The following is a 16,843-nucleotide window of genomic DNA, read 5'->3' on the forward strand; positions in this document are numbered from 1 at the left end:
TGCTGCAGTGCGCTGTTAGTGGGCGCCCTGGATGCGCGGGTTGTGGAAGGCGCCGCCGGCAGCACGTTCGCTTGCTCCGACGCGGTCGAGGTAGGGGGTCGCCCCGCCTGCCTGGAAGGGCCACCCGGCACCGAGAATGAGGCAGAGATCGATGTCCTCTGCGGCTGCCACTACGCCCTCGTCGAGCATGATGCGGATTTCCTCAGCGAGCTGGTCCTCCACGCGGCGCAGAATCTCTTCTTCGCTCACAGCGGTCTTGCCCAGCACGACGGCCTTGCGACCCGCCTTCGAGAGATCCTCCACTTTGCCAAGCTTGGTCTTGAGGAGCGGCCCGTCGACCTCGGCCAGCCGGTGCAGGTTCTCGGAAGCGTAGAAGCGATCCGGGAAGGCGTGCACCATCGTGTCCTGCACATGCGCCGCGACCTTCCATCCCACAAGGTCGATGAGTTCGAAGGGGCCCATCGGCAGACCAATCGGCCCGAGCGCGCGTTCGACAACGGGCAGCGGGGTGCCGTCATCGAGTGCCCGGGCGGCCTCGCCCATGACCTTTGCCAGCAGGCGGTTCACCACGAAGCCGGGGCGGTCTGCGGTGATCACGGCGCTCTTGCCGAGCTTCTTCGCAACAGCCATCGCGGTGGCGAGTGTGGGGTCGTCGGTGGCGGGCACCCGCACGACCTCGATCAACGGCATCACCGCGACAGGGTTGAAGAAGTGGAAGCCCACGAGTCGCTCGGGGTGCGCGAGATTCGCGCCGATCTCTTCGACCGAGAGTGACGAGGTGTTCGTCGCGAGAATCGCCTCGGACGAGATGATCGGCTCGATTTCGGCGAACACCTGCTGCTTCACCCCGAGTTCTTCGAAGACCGCCTCGATGACCCAGTCGCAGTCGGCGTAGAGCGACTTGTCGGTGGTGCCGCTCACGAGCGCCTTCACCTGGTTGGCGTCATCAGAGGAGAGGCGGCCCTTCTCCTGCATCTTGTCGATCTCGCCGCGAATGTAGGCGAGGCCCTTCTCGACGCGCGACTGGTCGAGGTCCGTGATGAGCACCGGCACGCGCAGCTTGCGGGCGAAGAGCAGCGCGAACTGGCTAGCCATGAGGCCGGCACCGATCACACCGACCTTCTTCACCGGGCGGGCGAGCTCACGGTCGGGGGCACCAGCCGGGCGCTTCGCACGCTTCTGCACGAGATCGAAGGCGTAGATGGAGGCAGCGAACTGGTCGCTCGAGATGAGCTGCGCGAGCGCCTCGTCTTCGCGTTCGAAGCCGCGCTCGATGTCGTTGTCTTTCGCGGCGCTGAGCAGATCGAGCGCGACATAAGGCGCCTTCGCCGCGGTGCCGATACGTGCTTTGAGGGTGTCGCGGGCGATCTTGATCGCCGCCGGCCACTTGGTGAGGCGTTCAAGCTTGCCGGGCACATGGGGGCGCTCCACCTTGACGGTGCCGGCGATGACGCCGTCGGCCCAGGCGATGGACTGTTCCAGGAAGCTCGCGGCGCCGAACATCGCGTCGAACAGGCCCAGTTCGAAGGCCTGCTGAGGCTTGAGCATTCTGTTGTTCTTGAGCGGGTTCGAGACGATGATCTCGAGCGCCTTCTCGATGCCGATGAGGTTGGGCACGAGCGTCGCGCCTCCCCAGCCGGGGATGATGCCCAGGAAGACCTCGGGGAAGGCGAGGGCGGCCGCGGAGGCATCGAGCGTGCGGTAGTCGGAATTCAGGGCGATCTCCATCGCACCGCCCAATGCGAGTCCGTTCACGAAGGCGAAAGAGGGCACACCGAGGGTGCCCAGCTTTCCGAGCACACGGTGGCCGTACTGCGCCATGAGACGGGCGTTCTGCTCGGTGGCGAGGGTGGAGACCTTCGAGAGGTCGGCGCCAGCGGCGAAGATGAACGGCTTGCCGGTGATGGCGACGGCGCGGATTTCTCCTGCTGCGGCGCGGCTGCGCTGCTCGTCGAGCACGCGCTCGAGTGCCTGCAGGGTGCGCGGGCCCAGGGTGTTGGGGCGAGTGTGGTCGCGACCATTGTCGAGGGTGATGAGTGCGAGTGTGCCGCCTGATGGCAGCGCCACATCGCGCACGTACGACTCGGTGACGACCTCATCGGCTGAGGCTTCGATGATCGGAGAGAAATCGATCTTGCTGTAGTCGGTCATGGCGCTTACTTCTTGCCCTTCTTGCCGTCGAAGTGGGGGTTCTCCCAGATGGCGGTGCCGCCCTGGCCGAGCCCGACGCACATGGCGGTGACGCCGAAGCGCACATCGGGTCGCTGCTCGAACTGGCGCGCGAGCTGGATCATGAGGCGCACGCCCGAGGCTGCGAGGGGGTGGCCGAAGGCGATCGCTCCGCCCCACGGGTTGACGCGGGGATCGTCGTCGGCGATGCCGAAGTGATCGGTGAAGGAGAGCACCTGCACCGCGAAGGCCTCGTTGAGTTCGAAGAGGCCGATGTCGTCAATGGTGAGCCCCGCACGACGGAGCGCCTTTTCGGTGGAGGGCACCGGGCCGAGTCCCATCACCTCCGGCTGTACGCCCGCGAAGGCGAAACCGACCAGTCGCATCTTGGCACCGAGTCCCAGCTCCTTGGCGGTGTCGGCACCGGCGAGGAGCGAGACCGTTGCGCCATCGGTCAGCGGCGAGGCGTTACCGGCGGTCACCCTGCCGTGGGGGCGGAAGGGGGTCTTGAGCTCGGCGAGCGCTTCCATCGTGGTCTGCGGGCGGCGGCCCTCGTCTTCGGTGGCCAGACCCCAGCCGTTTGCGGAGCGCGTCGCGACCGGAACGAGGTCGGCCTGGATGTCACCGCGGTCATATGCCGCCTGCACCTTGTGCTGGCTGAGCATGCCGAAGCGGTCTGCGCGCTCTTTCGTGAGTTCGGGGAAGCGGTCGTGCAGTCGCTCGGCGGTGATGCCCATGTTGAGGGCGTCCGGGCTGACGAGCTTCTCGGCGACGAAGCGCGGGTTCGGGTCGGCATCGAGGCCGATGGGGTGGCGCCCCATGTGTTCCACGCCGCCTGCGATAGCGAGGTCGTACTGCCCGGATCCGATTGCGGCTCCCATGAAGGAGGCGACGGTGAGGGCACCTGCGCACATGCGGTCGAGCGCAAAGCCCGGCACGGTGACGGGCAGCCCGGCAAGCATCGCAACTGTGCGGCCGAGGGTGAGCCCCTGATCGCCCTGCTGCGTGGTCGCGGCAATGCCCACGTCGTCGATGCGTTCGAGCGGCAGCGCCTCGTTGCGCTCGATCAGCCCCTGCAGCGCCTTCACTGCGAGGTCGTCGGCGCGCGTTCCCGCGTACATACCTTTTTCGCCGGCACGCCCGAACGGGGTACGCACCCCGTCGACGAACACGACTTCTCTCATTGCGGCCACTGTGCCTCCATCAGGTGTGTGATCTGCGTGCTCACCATCCTAGAGACGGAGTCTCACAGATGGAAGGGGGCGTGCGGGTTCGCCGCAATTCCGAGCGGTATCGCCGCAGTAATTATGCGAGATCCACAAAAGCGGCAGCAATGATTGGTGCAGTGATGCCAATCTGCCAATCGCGGGCACCCAGTTCCTTGAGACGCAGTGCCACGGCATCGGCTGAACGGTCACCCGGCGGGCTCCACACGACCCTGCGGAGCGTATCCGGGGTGAGAAGATTCTCGATCGGGATCCGCTGCCGCTCCGCCTCGGCCTCAAGCGCGGTTCGAGCCGCTGTGAGCCGCGCGGCGGCCTCGGGGTGCCGTTGCGACCAGCCGCGATGATGCGGCACCGAGTCAGGATCGCGAGGCTTCGGGCCGGGCAGGTCCTCGGTCGTTTTACCGCGCAGGATCGCCCGCCACCAGCGATCGATCTCGGTGCGGCTTGCGCGACCCCGGAACGTCTGCAGGCGGGCGAGACCACCCTTCGAACGGGGATTGGCAGACGCAGCTGCCACCAGCGAAGCATCAGGGATCAAACGACCCGGAGCGACGTCCCGCTCACGGGCAAGCTCGTCGCGCGCGAGCCACAGCTCCCGCGCAATCGCGAGGGAGCGCGGCGAGCGCAAGGAATGCCCACCCGAGAGCTTGCGCCACGGTTCAGGGCTGCGAGGCTTATCGGGTCGAGTGCGCACGGCCTCGAACTCCTGCCGCGCGAACTCGGATTTACCCTGCGCTTCGAGATCCGCCGCCACCGCATCGCGCAAGTCCGGCAGCAACGCGACATCAAGAGCTGCGTACTCCAGCCAAGGTTCAGGCAGAGGCCGCTGCGACCAGTCGGCTGCGGAGTGAGCTTTCTCAAGACTGATGCCGAGCAAAGATTCGACGATCGCACCGAGCCCGACCCGCTCGTAGCCGAGCAAACGCGCTGCAAGCTCGGTGTCGAACAGGCGTGTGGGGGAGAGGCCCAGCGCGCTGAGGCAGGGAATATCCTGGCTCGCGGCGTGCAGAATCCATTCTTCGTCGGTAATGGCCTCGGCCAGGGGAGCGAAACTCTCGATCTCGGTCGGATCGAAGAGGAACGGCCTGGTGCCCCGTCGAAACATCTGCACGAGATAGGCGTCTGAACCGTAGCGGAACCCGGAGGCTCGCTCAGCATCGACACCCACCGGCCCATCGGCTGCGGCGAGCGCTTCGGCGGCACGCTCCAGGCCGGCATCGTCGGTGACGAGCAACCAGTCGGTGTCGAGTTCTGACTGTTCGACCATGGTCACTCGCTCTCTCGGTGCGGCAGGCCCGCAAGCAGGCAGAGCAGTTCAGACCAGGCCTCGGCGTGAGCTGCGAAATCGGTGCCGAGTGGTGTCCAGGAAGCACGCAGTTCGATCTGGGCAGCGTCGCCCTGGGCCTCAAGCGTGCCGAAGCCGCTCGACAACGTCTTCGTCGCGGTTCCCGAGAGGTAGGTGTACTGCGCGTCGCGAGAATCGAGCGCGTCAACGAGCCATGACCAGGCGACGTCAGAAATGAAGGGATCGACACCGATCTCGACTTCGAGCGGGGCTTGCGCGAAGCAGACGATGCGGAAGGGCGCGCCCCACTCTTCGGCGGAGTCCGGGTCGTGCATCAACACGAGACGGCCGGCCCCGTAATGCGAATCGATCGAGCCATCGGGGGAGAGGCCGCGTCGGGGCCCTCGCGCGACCCCTGCTGCGAGCGCAATCGATCGCGGCGCGATGTGTTCGGGGGCGGGGATCTCCTGCGTCACGAGTTCGCTGCGCAGCTGCGCGCCCCGGATCTGAGCGGCGGCGACATCGAAGTCGATCGACTGCAGACCAATCCTTGCCATCACAGAGGGAACACTAGAGTTTGCTGTGAGGGTTTTTGCGATGCCACGCCGGGCAGGGGTGGATCGCAGGAGAGGAGACCGGCTCATGGAGGACTGGCAGCGGAACACCGCTCGCGCACTCGGCTTCGCAGCGGGTGCGGCGGCGGTTGGAGCGGTGGGCGTCATTGCCGGCGGTGTGGCCCTGGCGCGGATCGCGGTCACCCCGGAGCAGGAGGCCGAGTCTCCGGTCACGGTGCTCGGTGTGCATCGCGAGGGGGCAGCCACCCTGGTGCGCATGCGGGGCGTCGATTGCGATCTTCCGGGGCGCTACTCCCTGGTGTTTGATCACGGTGCCGGCCATGCCCGTCTGGGGCCGGTGCTCGCCTCAGGGCAGGACGGCACGATTCGTGAGCTCCTGCGGATGGATCGTGGCGAGCCTCGCGCAGGAATGACGGGCCGCTTGACGGGCTGGTGGTACACCTCACCAGAGGAACTCGGGTATGCGACTGAGCGGATCACCTACCCGACCGAACTCGGAGATGCCGAGGCGTGGATCGTGCACCCCGCCCGCGCTCGCAGGAAGCGCTGGGCGGTGCATGTGCACGGTCGCGGCGCCCCACCCGAGGAAGCGCTGCGCGGGGTCGCCCCGCTCGCACGTGCGGGTGTGACGAGCCTGGTGATCAGCTACCGCAATGATCCGGGGGCTCCGAGCGGGGTCAACGGCCGTTACGGCGTGGGAGTGTCGGAGGCCCGCGATGTCGACGCGGCGATCGCTGAGGCGCGCCGCCGTGGGGCGCAGCGCGTCACGCTGTTCGGCTGGTCGATGGGCGGCACGGCGGCGCTGGTCACGGCGACTCGGGGTGCCAATCGCGACGTGATCGACGGTCTGATCCTCGATTCTCCCGCGGTGGATTGGAGCGAGCTGCTGCGGTATCACGCGGCCGGCAGGCGGGCCCCGCGGCTGGTCGCTGAGCTCGGGATCCGCCTGCTCTGGCAGGGGCGGGTGCGCAGCGGTGAGCACGGCGGCATCGCCTTCGACAGTTTGAACGCGGCGGCATTTGGGCGCGAGCTGCAGGTTCCCGTGCTCATTCACGCGAGCGAGCAGGATACCTTCGTGCCGTGCAGCGGGTCGCAGAGCCTCGCTGAGGAACGACCGGATCTGGTGCAGCTGCGCCTGCAGCAGCACGGCGAGCATGTGAAACTGTGGAACGTGGATCCCGAACCGTGGGAGCGGGTCACGGAGCAGTTCGCGCGAGCGCTGCCCCGCCCGGCCTGGCGCGGCTGAGATGGCGCCTCGGCGGCAGTAGACTGGTGGGCGATGTCTTCAGACCCCCAGCACAGCTCCGCACGTCTCGTCGACCGTCACCCGAGCATCTCCGGTGCCGACCTCGTCGCGACGCTCGTTCCGCCTCCCCAGTTCGATCACGCCTCGTTCGACTCGTATCGGCCCGATCCCGCGTACCCGTCGCAGGACGAGGCGCGAAGCCTGCTGCGCTCGTTTACCGAACCTGAGCCGCCCGCCGCTCGCGGCGGTTTCTTCGGCTTCGGTCGGAAGAAGCCCGCAGATCCGCGTCCCAGCGCACCGAGCAGGCCGGGTGTCTACCTCGACGGCGGCTTCGGCGTGGGGAAGACCCACCTGCTTGCTGCGGCGTGGCACGCCACCGCCGGGCGAAAGTACTTCGGCACCTTCATCCAGTACACGGCGCTTGTGGGCGCACTCGGCTACGACGGAGCCGTGGGCGTGCTGCAGGGTGCGCGTCTCATCTGCATCGACGAGTTCGAACTCGATGATCCGGGCGACACCATGCTGATGACGCGGCTCATCAAGGACCTCACTGCGACAGGATCCCGCTTCATCGCGACTTCGAACACCCCGCCGAACGCGCTGGGCGAGGGCCGCTTCGCCGCAGCCGACTTCATGCGCGAAATTCAGGCGATGTCTGATCGCTTCGTCACGGTGCGGATCGACGGCGTCGACTACCGCCAGCGCGACATCGAGGGCGACGCCGTCGCGCTCGACACCGACGCCTACCGTTTCGCGCTCGCCGATGTGGCGGCCTCGGGGGAGCGCATGACCGACGACGACTTCTCCCAGGTCATCGCCCACCTGGCGACCGTGCATCCCTCAAGCTACGTCGGCATGCTCGACGGCGTGCAGTGCATCGGCCTGCGCGACGTGCACCAGCTCACCGACCAGTCGGCAGCGCTGCGCTTCGTAGCGTTCATCGACCGCGTCTATGACGCGCAGATCCCGATCCGCGCCACAGGAACACCGCTCACTTCGATCTTCGGCGGCGGCATGCTCGACGGCGGCTACCGCAAGAAGTATCTGCGCTGCATGTCGCGCCTGAACGCGCTCACTTCGAGCGAGATCGAAGCGTAGGAGCGCGTGGCCGGCGGGGGATCGGAGGGCGGGCTGCTGCGCTTGCTCGCGCGCGCCGTGACCGACGTGCTGGTCGGCTCGCAGCGGCGCGGTGCTTCTGGCCGTAGTTCGCGGGGCGGATCCGCCACCCTGCGTTCCGCAAGCCGCGCGCAATTAGTGCCGCACGACGAGAGCGACAGTCCGGGCCGCAACGGTGCGGGTGCCACCCGCGACCTCACTGCAGCTGAGATTCGCAGTCTGCGACCCAGCTACGAGCCTCACCCGGACGGCGACCCCGACCCCGGTGAGATCGTGTGGACCTGGGTGCCCTACGCCGAACACGACGGCCGCGGCAAGGACCGGCCGGTGCTGATCATTGCACGGATCGACGGTGGCACGACGGCTGGCTGCTATCTGAGCACGAAACCGCATCGCGGCTTCGTTTCGGTCGGCAGCGGCGGTTGGGACAGTCAGGGGCGCGAGAGCTTCCTCGCTCCCGATCGGGTGCTGCGGATCACCGACAGCGGTATGCGCCGCGAAGGGCACGTGCTGGACCGCGAACACTTCGTGACGGCAGTGCAGACTGTCGCGCGGCTGCACGGCATTCGCGGGTGATTCTCGGCCCCGCCCCTGTTGGGCGGCTCCGTCCCGGGCCATAATGTCGACAACGCGACGAATCGGTCGGCGCGCGACGAGAGGAGCTGCATATGGGCATTGAGGATCTGGGCAAGCAGGCGTCCCAGCTGGCAGGCAAGGCCGGCGAGTTCGCGAAGCAGAATGCCGGCAAGATCGAGGAGGCGTTGCAGAGCGAGCAGGCCGAAGGCATCAGCGACAAGATTCTCGACGGTGCGGCGAACCTCGCGAACAAGGTCACCGGGGGCAAGCACAGCGACAAGGTCACTGAACTGCGCGACAACCTCGACGGCAAAATCGGCAACGAGTAGCGACCGCAGCTGAGGGTGCCCGGCGGTCTCCCGGACGACCACCGGGCACCTTCTACGCTGTAGCGCGCTAGAGCTTGGCGTAGCGGGCGCGGAACACGCAGAACACCCCGTACGCGACAAAGCCCGTTCCCATCACCGCAACGAGCGCACCGCCGAAGGGCAAACCCCGCAGCGATTCAATGGCCGCGTCGAAGCCTCCCGCCGCCTGAGGATCTCGCTGCACCGCAGCCTCGACGAGCAGCACACCCACCGCCGTGAGCGCGACCCCCTTCATCACGAAACCGAGCACGCCGATCCCGGCGACCACCCTGCCGAACAGTCCGGGCGGCAACGCCACCCGCTTGCGAAAGCTGCGCCGCACGCCCATCACGATCCACGAGACGCCGCCGATCGCCACGCCCGCCCCGATGAGCCCCAGCAGCACCGGCCCGCCCGGAACGGTGAGCAGCCCACGACTGGCCTCACGGGCACTCGAATCAGGATCCGGGCGCGCCCCGACCGCAACAGCCGCAGCGAGCACCCCCATTACGAGAAACAGGGCCGCTTGCCCCCACTCGGCGGACCGGCGGGCCCAGCGCTTCGGTCGTTGTTCAATGCGCAGCGCGACACCGTGTACGCCGTGATACGCCGCCAAGGCCCACAGCAGCCCAGCCACCACCCAGAGCGCGGCGAAGCCGAGCGGCGCCGAAGCAAGCGCCGTGAGTGCGCCGGCCTGATCCGCCTCCCCCCGCCCGCCCCACGCCAGAGCGAGGGCGATACCGCCGATGATGAGGTGGATGAGACCGCTCGCTACATAGCCGCTGCGGGCCAGCACGCGAAGCGGCGTCTTGCGTTCTGCAGAGCGTGCCGCAGATTTCACCTCGGGTTTCACGCTTCGAGCGTATCCGGTGCTCCGCGCATGCGAGGCACCGAGGTGGTGACAGACGCGGGCGCGAAGGATCGCACAAATCAGGCCGCCGGGCAACCCCCTGGAGATGCCCTGCGGTGCCTGGAAGAGTGGGGTGCGTCAACACGAAGGAGGAGCCACATGAGTGCATCAGACAAGCTGTCGGCCGGTATGGACAAGGCGAAGGGCAAGGCGAAAGAGGCCCTGGGCCACGTCACCGGTGACGACGAAAAGGTCGCTGAAGGCAAAGCCGACCAGGCGAAGGGCGACCTCAAGAACGCTGCCGCGAACGCTAAGGACGCCGCCAAGGATGTCTTCGGTCACTGACCTCCCACACAGACGGTCCCCGCGAACCCCGGAAGGGGTTCGCGGGGACTTCTGCATTTCTGGGCCCGGCCGAGGTAATGCACGGTGTGGGCTTCGTGACGCAATCGCCTGCGCCGTCAAGGAGGAGGAATGCTGAGGGTGCTTGTCGTTGCTGATCCCGGTCAGCCATCACGCCGCGTTTTACGCATTCGCGAGCGGTTGGAGGCCGAGCTCGAGCGAGCGCTGACGACCCCGGTAGCAGTGCAGATGCGCACTGAGCTGATCCGCATCGATCCAGACGACACACTGGACGTTTCGGATGTGAAACGGCGCTCAAACGGGCACGAGGGCCTCGAGATCGTCTTGATGGCCACCGAGATCCCACGCCACAGATTCGGTCGGCCTCTGGTCTCCGAGGTGCTCGTCGCGGACGATGTGGCGGTCGTGTCACTGCCTACCCTCGGGGTGGGAGCCGTGAACAGTCGCCTGCTGCGCGTGATGGTCTCGTGCATCATGCAGATGCGCGCTGCACCGGCCGAGGAAGACGCTCAGCACCGCATATCTTGGGCAAGGTGGCGGGGGAGTGCTGAGAACGCCAACAGGCTGCTGCAAGCACGCCGCCTGTCAGGGGGCGCGCGCACCGTTTGTGGCATGGTGCTCGCGAACGATCCCTGGCGGATCGTGCCCAAGCTATCTAGTGCGCTCGCGGCTGCGGCCGCTGCAGGCGCCTTCGGAGTGTTCTACAACTCGATCTGGCAGATGTCGGCGGCGCTCAGTCCGTCTCGTCTCGCGCTCATCAGCGGACTCGCGATCTTCGTGATCATAGTTTGGCTGTTGATTGGCAACCGCCTGTGGGATCGGCCCCGGTATGCGAGCCTGACCGAGGTGATCCTGCTCTACAACCTGTCGACAGTATTGACGCTGCTGCTGTGCGTGCTCGCTCTCTACGGTTCGCTCGTCGTCATCATCTTGCTGAGCGCGCTCATCGTGATCGATCCCGACTTCATGAGCAGCGTGCTCGGATCGGAGGCGCGCTTCTCGAACTACTTAGATATCGCGGTGCTGAGCGCTTCGCTCGGCACCGTGGCCGGTGCGCTCGGGTCGAGCTTTGACTCCGATGCAGACATCAGGATGCTGACTCACGGGCAGCGAGAACGCCAGCGCATGAACACCGCGGAGTAGGAAGAGACACATATCGCGGACACAAAAGACCCCCTCATCGAGGGGGTCTTGCTGTGCGCGATACTGGGATCGAACCAGCGCGAGAATTTCAGGGCGGACGCGAAGCGTTCGCAATTCTCGCGAGGTCACTGGGGGAGAGCCCGGTACTGCGCGCAACAAAAAAGACCCCCTCGTAGAGGGGGTCTCGCTGTGCGCGATACTGGGATCGAACCAGTGACCTCTTCCGTGTCAGGGAAGCGCGCTACCGCTGCGCCAATCGCGCCTATTCAGGCTTATGAAATTGTAAGCGAGGTGGCGACGGGATTCGAACCCGTGTATACGGCTTTGCAGGCCGCTGCCTCGCCTCTCGGCCACGCCACCGCAGTGGTGGTTGACACCACAAGCGGCCGAGAAAACTCGGCCACTCGAGCGGATGACGAGACTCGAACTCGCGACCCTCACCTTGGCAAGGTGATGCGCTACCAACTGCGCTACATCCGCATCGCCGCCCTGCTGCGTTTCCGCTGCCGTGGCGACCTGAATAACTATATGCGCGTCCCTGGCGCGACGCAAATCAGCCTGGAACGCCCGGGCGCGCCGCCTGTCTCCGCCTCATTTTCACCTCGTGTTCACGCAGTTTGTGCACCCTGGTGCAACATTCCTCGTCAACTGAGGTCGAATGTGCACCCCTGCGGCCCCGATCCCGACTAGCGTGGTGTCCATGGGCAAGCGCGGGCGGTCGGCTCTGAAGCGGGGAGTCGCACTGCTGTGCGTGCTCCTGGTGGCGGCGATTGCGGTGTTCGCGTTCTCGCACCGACAGGAGATCCGCGATCACTTCGCTGCAATGGGCTTCGAGCCGCATCCGCGGGTGGTTGAGGTGATGGGCGAGCTCGATCTCACCGCGTCGGGGGAGCGGGTCTTTCTTGCCACGAAGCCGACGATCGATGGCAGCCAGCATTTCAATGAGCAGTGCGCCGAGGTGGATCATTCCGAGCAAGGCCATGTGCTGGGGTGTTTCACGGGGGAGCGCATCCACCTGTTCGATGTCACCGACGATCGCGTACAGGGCGTTGTTGAGGTCACTGCGGCCCACGAGCTGTTGCACGCCACCTACGCCCGTTTGGGGGAGGGTGATCGCGCCGCGCTCGCGCCGCGTCTGCGGGCCGTCTACGAGGAGTTGTCGGCGCAGGATCCCGCCCTTCGGGATCGCATGCAGGTCTACGAGCACCTGTCGGATGCGGCTTTTGCGAATGAGTTGCATTCGGTGCTTGGCACGGAGGTGCGCGGGCTCCCCGATTGGCTGGAAGAGCATTATGCGCAGTGGTTTGCGGATCGCGGATCGCTCGTCGACATCTTCGAGAGGTATCACGCCGTGTTTGTCGATCTGCAGCAGCAGGCCGACACGCTTCAGGCTGAGATGTCGACGCTGAGGACAGATATTGAGGCCCGCAAGACCGCCTATGACGAGGATGTGCGCCGCTTCAACGAGGACGCCGCGGAGTTCAGTGCACGGAACGAGCGTTACGAGTTCTCGAGCAACCCTGGCGAGTTCGATCGCATTCGCGGTGAGCTCGCGGATCGCCGAGATGCACTCGAACAGACACTCACTCAACTGCAGGCTGACATTGATTACTACAACGGCTTGGGCGCGCAGCTGAAGCAGCTGGGGGAGCTGAGTTCGGAGCTCGACCAGCAGCTGAACAGCGACCTCGCTCCGGTCACGACACGCCCGAGCGAGTGAGGCTCGAATCGCCCGCGACCGGCATGATTCCGCCGGTCGCGGTACGATTGGCGCAGTGGCCTGCAGATATGTGTAAGATTGGTCGGGTTGGTGCGGATCGCTGATCCGGGTCACACGGGCGATTGGCGCAGTTGGTAGCGCGCTTCCTTCACACGGAAGAGGTCATCAGTTCGAGTCTGGTATCGCCCACCAAATTCTTGACGTTCTTGCATGCGATAGGCGCGGATTCGACGTCTCTTACTGGATCGTGTGCTGCTGAGCAATGCCGGGTCTGGCACCCAAACTGCCAGGTCGAGCATGGCGATGGAATCGCTCACCGTCTCTGCATTCACCACGTCGATTCGCGCATCAATGCATGACAGCAGTGCATCCGATGCGCCAACCCCGCTCAGCATCGCGGTCACGTCGTGGCCGTCAGGTCGTCATGCCTTCAAGACGGTAGCCCATGCCGGGCTCCGTCAGCAGATGCACGGGCCTCGCGGGGTCTTCTTCGAGCTTTCGACGTAGTTGGGAGACGTAGAGACGGAGATAGCCGGTGTCTTCGGCGTGCCCGGCACCCCAGATGGTGGTGAGAATGGTGTGACGGGTGACGAGCTTTCCGGCGTTACGAATGAGGATGTCGATGAACTGCCACTCCGTGGGGGTCAGTCGGATCTGCTGATGCCCATCAGGCGTGTGGCGGGTGACGCGCTGCGCGACCAGGTCGATGGTGATCGAACCGAGATGCACCACGGGGGTGGCTTCTTCTGCGGATGCGCGGCGTGTGCGGGCGCGGATGCGCGCGAGAAGTTCGTCAATGGCGAAGGGTTTTGTGATGTAGTCGTCTGCGCCAGCGTCGAGGGCTTCGACTTTGTCGGCGGCGCTGGCGTGACCGGAGACCACGAGGATCGGGGCTTGCGACCAGCTGCGGATGCCGTGGATGACGTCGATACCGCCGAGCTTGGGCATGTCGAGGTCGATGAGGAAGGTGTCGGGATGGTGGTCGATGGCAGCGGTGATCGCCTGCGCGCCGTCGGCCGCGGTATAGATCTTGTACCCTCTGGCGCTGAGCGTGAGACGCAGAGCGCGAAGCATCTGCGGGTCATCATCGGCAATCAGGATTCTCATGCATGCTCCTGGCTGGCGTTGTTCGTGGTGGTGAGAGAAATGACCATGGTGAGGCCACCGCCGGGGGTGTCCTCGGGTGTGAGCGTGCCGTTCATCGCTTCGATGAATCCGCGCGAGAGCGCAAGGCCGAGGCCGAGACCGGTGGTGTTGTCGGTGTCGCCGAGGCGTTGGAAGGGGAGAAAAATGTCATTGATCTTCTCGGGAGGAATACCGGGGCCATGGTCAACGATGCGGATCTCGAGCCGGTTTTTGAAGGTGCTGGTACTGACATGGACCGGGGTGTCGACCGGGGCATAGCGATGGGCATTGGCGAGCAGGTTGACCAGCACTCGTTGCAGGAGCACGGGGTCTGCGTGCGCGAGCGCGTCGCCGTGGGCGATGTTGAGGGTGACATCGCTCGGTTCCAAGCCGAGCTCATCCAGGGCCGGCGCGACGATTTCTGCCGGATCGGTGGGTATGCCGGTGACGGTGAGCACTCCGGCTTGGAGACGGCTCACGTCGAGCAGGTCGGTCACGAGGGCAGCAAGGGCGGCGAGACTCTCATCCGCGGTGTCCAGCAGCTCCTGTTGGTCGCCCGGCCCCAGGCTGGGGCCTGCGGTCTTGAGGCCTCCGACGGCGGCGGACGCTGCGGCCAAGGGGCGGCGCAGGTCGTGGCTGAGAGCTGAGAGGAGGGCACCCCGCACGCGGTCCGACGCTGCGATCGGTTCGATCTGCTGCGCCGTCTGGGTGAGGTGCTGGTGTTCGAGGGCGGCAGTGAGCTGCGCGGTGACCACCGCAAGGATGCGTTGTTCAGCCACGGCGAGGTCGGGACCGTACAGTTCCAGGTGGGTGTCGTCTGTGACGCGGATGATGGTGGGAAGGCCGTCGGACAGGGCTTCGCCCGAGCAGGCAAGCACCTCTTCTCCGCGCATGAGACGTGCCCCCTGAAGTTGAAACGCTTCGCGGGTGCGGTCGATGATCGCTTGAATCGCGTTCCCACCTCGCAGCACACCGCCCGCAATCGTTTGGAGCAGCTCGGATTCTGAGGCGGATCTGCGGGCAGCCCGAGTGTAGCGAGCGGCACGGTCGACGATAAAACTCACCAGGCTTGCGATCACTACATACAGGATCAGGGAGATGAGGTGGTGGGGCTGGTGGATATGGATCGTGTGAAGCGGTTCTATGAAGAGGAAGTCCAGGGTGATCCCCGACAGCACCGCGGCGAGCAGCGCCGGCCAGATTCCGCCAATCAGGGCGACGACAACCACGAGCAGCTGATATGAAAGAACGTTCGTGGTGATGGAGTCTTCGCTGCGAAACAGAGCCAGCAGTGCCGTGAGTGCGGGCCCTCCCAGGAGAGCGACGATGCTGCCAAGGATGCGGCGTTTTCGAGTGAGTGCCCCCGTGAGCGGCGGCAGCGCGCGCCGTTTTCTGGCGGCGGCGTGGTTGACCATGTGGACGTCGATGTCGCCGGACTCACGAACCACGGTCGCTCCGATGCCTGGCCCGGTTATCGCGGAAGCAATGCGTCCTCGGCGGCTCGCGCCGAGGACGAGTTGGGTGGCGTTGACCGAGCGTGCAAATTCCACCAGCGCGGTGGGGATATCCTCGCCGATGACTTGGTGGTAGGTGCCGTTGAGTTTCTCCGAGAGCGCCCGCTGTTCTGCGAGTGCTGCGGGGTTGCCTGTACGCAGCCCATCCTGGCTGGTGACGTGAACCGCGATGAGTTCGCCGCCTGCTGAGCGGGCGGCGATGCGGGCGCCTCGGCGCAGCAACGTCTCACCTTCAGGGCCACCGGTGAGGGCAACGACCACTCGTTCGCGGGCCTCCCAGGTGCTGTCGATGCCGTGATCCTCTCGGTAGCCCTGTAAGGCCTGGTCGACTTCGTCGGCCAGCCAGATGAGCGCGAGCTCACGCAATGCGGTGAGGTTTCCGAGCCTGAAGTAGTTGGACAGGGCTGCGTCAATGCGTTCGGCCGGATACACGAACCCGCCACCGAGTCGGTCGCGGAGAGCTTGGGGCGCGAGGTCGATCACTTCGATCTGCTCGGCACCGCGCAGGAAGCTGTCCGGGACGGTCTCCCTCTGGGGGACTCCGGTGATCTGCTCGACGACATCGTTGAGAGACTCAATATGCTGGATGTTCAGGGTGGAGATCACGTCAATCCCCGCGGCGAGAAGTTCTTCGACGTCCTGCCACCGTTTGTCGTGTTTTGAACCGGGCACATTGGTGTGGGCGAGCTCGTCGACCAGCGCAACGGTGGGCATTCGCTCCAGCACCGCCCCGAGGTCCATCTCTTCGAGTGCCACCCCCCGGTGCTCGGTCACGATGCGAGGCACACTGGGGATTCCCTCGGCCATTGCGGCCGTGGCGGCGCGGCCGTGCGTCTCCACGATCCCGATGACGACGTCGACGCCTGCTCCGATCAGGCGCCGCCCTTCTTCGAGCATTGAGAAGGTCTTGCCGACGCCAGGGGCAGCGCCGAGCAACACCCGAAGCTGCCCCCGTTTCGGCATGATCAGCCCTCCCATTCATCGAGCGCGAGGTTGAGTTCCAAGACGTTCACCCTCGTTTCTCCCAAAAACCCAGCGTCGGCGCCAGCAGTGTGCGCCGTGACGATCTCCCGCACCTGCTCCACCGGCATTCCGCGTGCTTCAGCGACCCGCGTGATCTGGATATCCGCATATGCGGTGCTGATGTGGGGATCCAGCCCTGACGAAGAGGCCGTAACCGCATCGGCAGGCACTTCTGCCTCGGTGACGCCATTGAACTCCGCGACCTGGGCCTTGCGTTCCGTGATGGCGGCGATCAGATCCTCGTTCTCCGGCCCGTAGTTCGAGCCTGAGGATGCTCCACCGTCATAGCCGTCACCAGCAGCGGAGGGTCGGGACTGAAAGTACTCGGGCAGCGGGTTGCCGAGCGCGTCAGTGAAGGACTGGCCGATCAGGGACGAACCGACGGGATCGCCGGCTTGGTCCGTGACGATCGACCCCTGGGCCTGCGCGGGCAGGGCGAGCTGACCGACACCGGTGATCACCAGGGTGTATCCGACCCCGAGGGTGAGGGTGAGGAGCATCATGGCGCGGGTTGCAACCCCGACTGTGCGCGCGACTGCGCGACGTTGCGTGTTCATGTGGTTCT

15 protein-coding genes and 4 tRNA genes are annotated in these 16,843 nt (G+C 65.7%); 8 read left to right on the plus strand and 11 right to left on the minus strand.

Annotated features, from left to right (window positions below; genetic code table 11):
• Positions 1-15: 15 nt before the first annotated feature.
• The 4 genes from WFL22_RS04135 to WFL22_RS04150 form a co-directional block, all read right to left on the minus strand.
• On the minus strand, positions 16-2,151 hold the full coding sequence (locus WFL22_RS04135) for a 3-hydroxyacyl-CoA dehydrogenase NAD-binding domain-containing protein (RefSeq protein ID WP_336991589.1): 2,136 nt from the start codon (positions 2,149-2,151) through the stop codon (positions 16-18).
• 5 nt (positions 2,152-2,156) lie between these two features.
• Positions 2,157-3,353 carry a thiolase family protein gene (locus WFL22_RS04140; protein ID WP_442918407.1) on the minus strand — a complete coding sequence of 399 codons (1,197 nt, stop codon included), beginning with the start codon at positions 3,351-3,353 and terminating at the stop codon, positions 2,157-2,159.
• Positions 3,354-3,474: 121 nt separating this feature from the next.
• A complete protein-coding gene (locus WFL22_RS04145) occupies positions 3,475-4,662 on the minus strand; it encodes an HRDC domain-containing protein (protein WP_336991590.1) in 1,188 nt (395 codons plus the stop codon).
• A gap of 2 nt (positions 4,663-4,664) precedes the next feature.
• A complete protein-coding gene (locus WFL22_RS04150) occupies positions 4,665-5,237 on the minus strand; it encodes a DUF3000 domain-containing protein (RefSeq protein ID WP_336991591.1) in 573 nt (190 codons plus the stop codon).
• An 85-nt stretch (positions 5,238-5,322) separates the two neighbouring features.
• Here WFL22_RS04150 and WFL22_RS04155 point away from each other — a divergent pair, with 85 nt between their 5' ends.
• The 4 genes from WFL22_RS04155 (at position 5,323) to WFL22_RS04170 (ending at position 8,522) form a co-directional block, all read left to right on the plus strand.
• On the plus strand, positions 5,323-6,501 hold the full coding sequence (locus WFL22_RS04155; protein WP_336991593.1) for an alpha/beta hydrolase: 1,179 nt from the start codon (positions 5,323-5,325) through the stop codon (positions 6,499-6,501).
• Positions 6,502-6,534: 33 nt separating this feature from the next.
• Entirely contained in the window at positions 6,535-7,599 is a 1,065-nt protein-coding gene (gene zapE, locus WFL22_RS04160; RefSeq protein WP_336650990.1) for a cell division protein ZapE, read from the plus strand.
• Between the two features lie 6 nt (positions 7,600-7,605).
• Entirely contained in the window at positions 7,606-8,193 is a 588-nt protein-coding gene (locus WFL22_RS04165; RefSeq protein ID WP_336991594.1) for a hypothetical protein, read from the plus strand.
• Positions 8,194-8,285: 92 nt separating this feature from the next.
• Positions 8,286-8,522 carry an Rv0909 family putative TA system antitoxin gene (locus tag WFL22_RS04170; protein WP_336650988.1) on the plus strand — a complete coding sequence of 79 codons (237 nt, stop codon included), beginning with the start codon at positions 8,286-8,288 and terminating at the stop codon, positions 8,520-8,522.
• A 67-nt stretch (positions 8,523-8,589) separates the two neighbouring features.
• Here the strand turns inward: WFL22_RS04170 and WFL22_RS04175 are convergent, their stop codons facing one another.
• Positions 8,590-9,393 (minus strand): DUF1206 domain-containing protein, encoded by an 804-nt coding sequence (locus tag WFL22_RS04175; protein ID WP_336991595.1) that lies wholly within the window; start codon positions 9,391-9,393, stop codon positions 8,590-8,592.
• 156 nt (positions 9,394-9,549) lie between these two features.
• On the opposite strand from WFL22_RS04175, the gene WFL22_RS04180 reads away from it, so the two are divergent.
• A complete protein-coding gene (locus WFL22_RS04180; protein WP_336650986.1) occupies positions 9,550-9,735 on the plus strand; it encodes a CsbD family protein in 186 nt (61 codons plus the stop codon).
• A gap of 129 nt (positions 9,736-9,864) precedes the next feature.
• Positions 9,865-10,896, plus strand: a complete 1,032-nt coding sequence (locus WFL22_RS04185) for a hypothetical protein (RefSeq protein WP_336991596.1) — start codon at positions 9,865-9,867, stop codon at positions 10,894-10,896.
• Between the two features lie 190 nt (positions 10,897-11,086).
• Here the strand turns inward: WFL22_RS04185 and WFL22_RS04190 are convergent.
• The 3 genes from WFL22_RS04190 to WFL22_RS04200 all read right to left on the minus strand — a co-directional run bounded on the left by WFL22_RS04190 (position 11,087) and on the right by WFL22_RS04200 (position 11,376).
• Positions 11,087-11,158, minus strand: a tRNA-Val gene (locus tag WFL22_RS04190).
• A gap of 27 nt (positions 11,159-11,185) precedes the next feature.
• Positions 11,186-11,256: transfer RNA gene (locus WFL22_RS04195), tRNA-Cys, on the minus strand.
• 47 nt (positions 11,257-11,303) lie between these two features.
• A tRNA-Gly gene (locus WFL22_RS04200) sits at positions 11,304-11,376 on the minus strand.
• 220 nt (positions 11,377-11,596) lie between these two features.
• Between WFL22_RS04200 and WFL22_RS04205 the strand changes: the two genes are divergently transcribed.
• Both WFL22_RS04205 and WFL22_RS04210 read left to right on the plus strand, forming a co-directional pair.
• Entirely contained in the window at positions 11,597-12,616 is a 1,020-nt protein-coding gene (locus tag WFL22_RS04205; protein WP_336991597.1) for a hypothetical protein, read from the plus strand.
• 116 nt (positions 12,617-12,732) lie between these two features.
• Positions 12,733-12,808: transfer RNA gene (locus WFL22_RS04210), tRNA-Val, on the plus strand.
• Positions 12,809-13,030: 222 nt separating this feature from the next.
• Here WFL22_RS04210 and WFL22_RS04215 read toward each other — a convergent pair.
• Genes WFL22_RS04215 through kdpC form a run of 3 tightly spaced genes read right to left on the minus strand, consistent with a single transcriptional unit; the run spans position 13,031 to position 16,835 of the window.
• On the minus strand, positions 13,031-13,723 hold the full coding sequence (locus tag WFL22_RS04215; RefSeq protein WP_336991598.1) for a response regulator: 693 nt from the start codon (positions 13,721-13,723) through the stop codon (positions 13,031-13,033).
• Complete coding sequence (locus tag WFL22_RS04220; RefSeq protein ID WP_336991599.1) at positions 13,720-16,218, minus strand: ATP-binding protein; 2,499 nt, start codon at positions 16,216-16,218, stop codon at positions 13,720-13,722. The genes WFL22_RS04215 and WFL22_RS04220 overlap by 4 nt, the downstream gene beginning before the upstream one ends.
• 2 nt (positions 16,219-16,220) lie before the next feature.
• Positions 16,221-16,835, minus strand: coding sequence for a potassium-transporting ATPase subunit KdpC (gene kdpC / locus WFL22_RS04225; protein WP_336991601.1), 615 nt, complete (start codon positions 16,833-16,835; stop codon positions 16,221-16,223).
• Positions 16,836-16,843 lie beyond the last annotated feature (8 nt).

Origin of the sequence: Leucobacter sp. VD1, from assembly GCF_037150695.1 — a bacterium.
GTDB lineage: Bacteria > Actinomycetota > Actinomycetes > Actinomycetales > Microbacteriaceae > Leucobacter.

Bases quoted from the DNA above. Each gene is read 5' to 3' on its own strand.
- WFL22_RS04220 (WP_336991599.1), bottom strand. From the start codon at position 16,218: ATGCCGAAACGGGGGCAGCTTCGGGTGTTGCTCGGCGCTGCCCCTGGC.
- WFL22_RS04185 (WP_336991596.1), top strand. From the start codon at position 9,865: ATGCTGAGGGTGCTTGTCGTTGCTGATCCCGGTCAGCCATCACGCCGC.
- WFL22_RS04170 (WP_336650988.1), top strand. From the start codon at position 8,286: ATGGGCATTGAGGATCTGGGCAAGCAGGCGTCCCAGCTGGCAGGCAAG.
- WFL22_RS04140 (WP_442918407.1), bottom strand. From the start codon at position 3,353: ATGAGAGAAGTCGTGTTCGTCGACGGGGTGCGTACCCCGTTCGGGCGT.
- WFL22_RS04215 (WP_336991598.1), bottom strand. From the start codon at position 13,723: ATGAGAATCCTGATTGCCGATGATGACCCGCAGATGCTTCGCGCTCTG.
- WFL22_RS04150 (WP_336991591.1), bottom strand. From the start codon at position 5,237: ATGGCAAGGATTGGTCTGCAGTCGATCGACTTCGATGTCGCCGCCGCT.
- kdpC (WP_336991601.1), bottom strand. From the start codon at position 16,835: ATGAACACGCAACGTCGCGCAGTCGCGCGCACAGTCGGGGTTGCAACC.
- WFL22_RS04180 (WP_336650986.1), top strand. From the start codon at position 9,550: ATGAGTGCATCAGACAAGCTGTCGGCCGGTATGGACAAGGCGAAGGGC.
- WFL22_RS04205 (WP_336991597.1), top strand. From the start codon at position 11,597: ATGGGCAAGCGCGGGCGGTCGGCTCTGAAGCGGGGAGTCGCACTGCTG.
- WFL22_RS04135 (WP_336991589.1), bottom strand. From the start codon at position 2,151: ATGACCGACTACAGCAAGATCGATTTCTCTCCGATCATCGAAGCCTCA.
- WFL22_RS04145 (WP_336991590.1), bottom strand. From the start codon at position 4,662: ATGGTCGAACAGTCAGAACTCGACACCGACTGGTTGCTCGTCACCGAC.
- zapE (WP_336650990.1), top strand. From the start codon at position 6,535: ATGTCTTCAGACCCCCAGCACAGCTCCGCACGTCTCGTCGACCGTCAC.
- WFL22_RS04155 (WP_336991593.1), top strand. From the start codon at position 5,323: ATGGAGGACTGGCAGCGGAACACCGCTCGCGCACTCGGCTTCGCAGCG.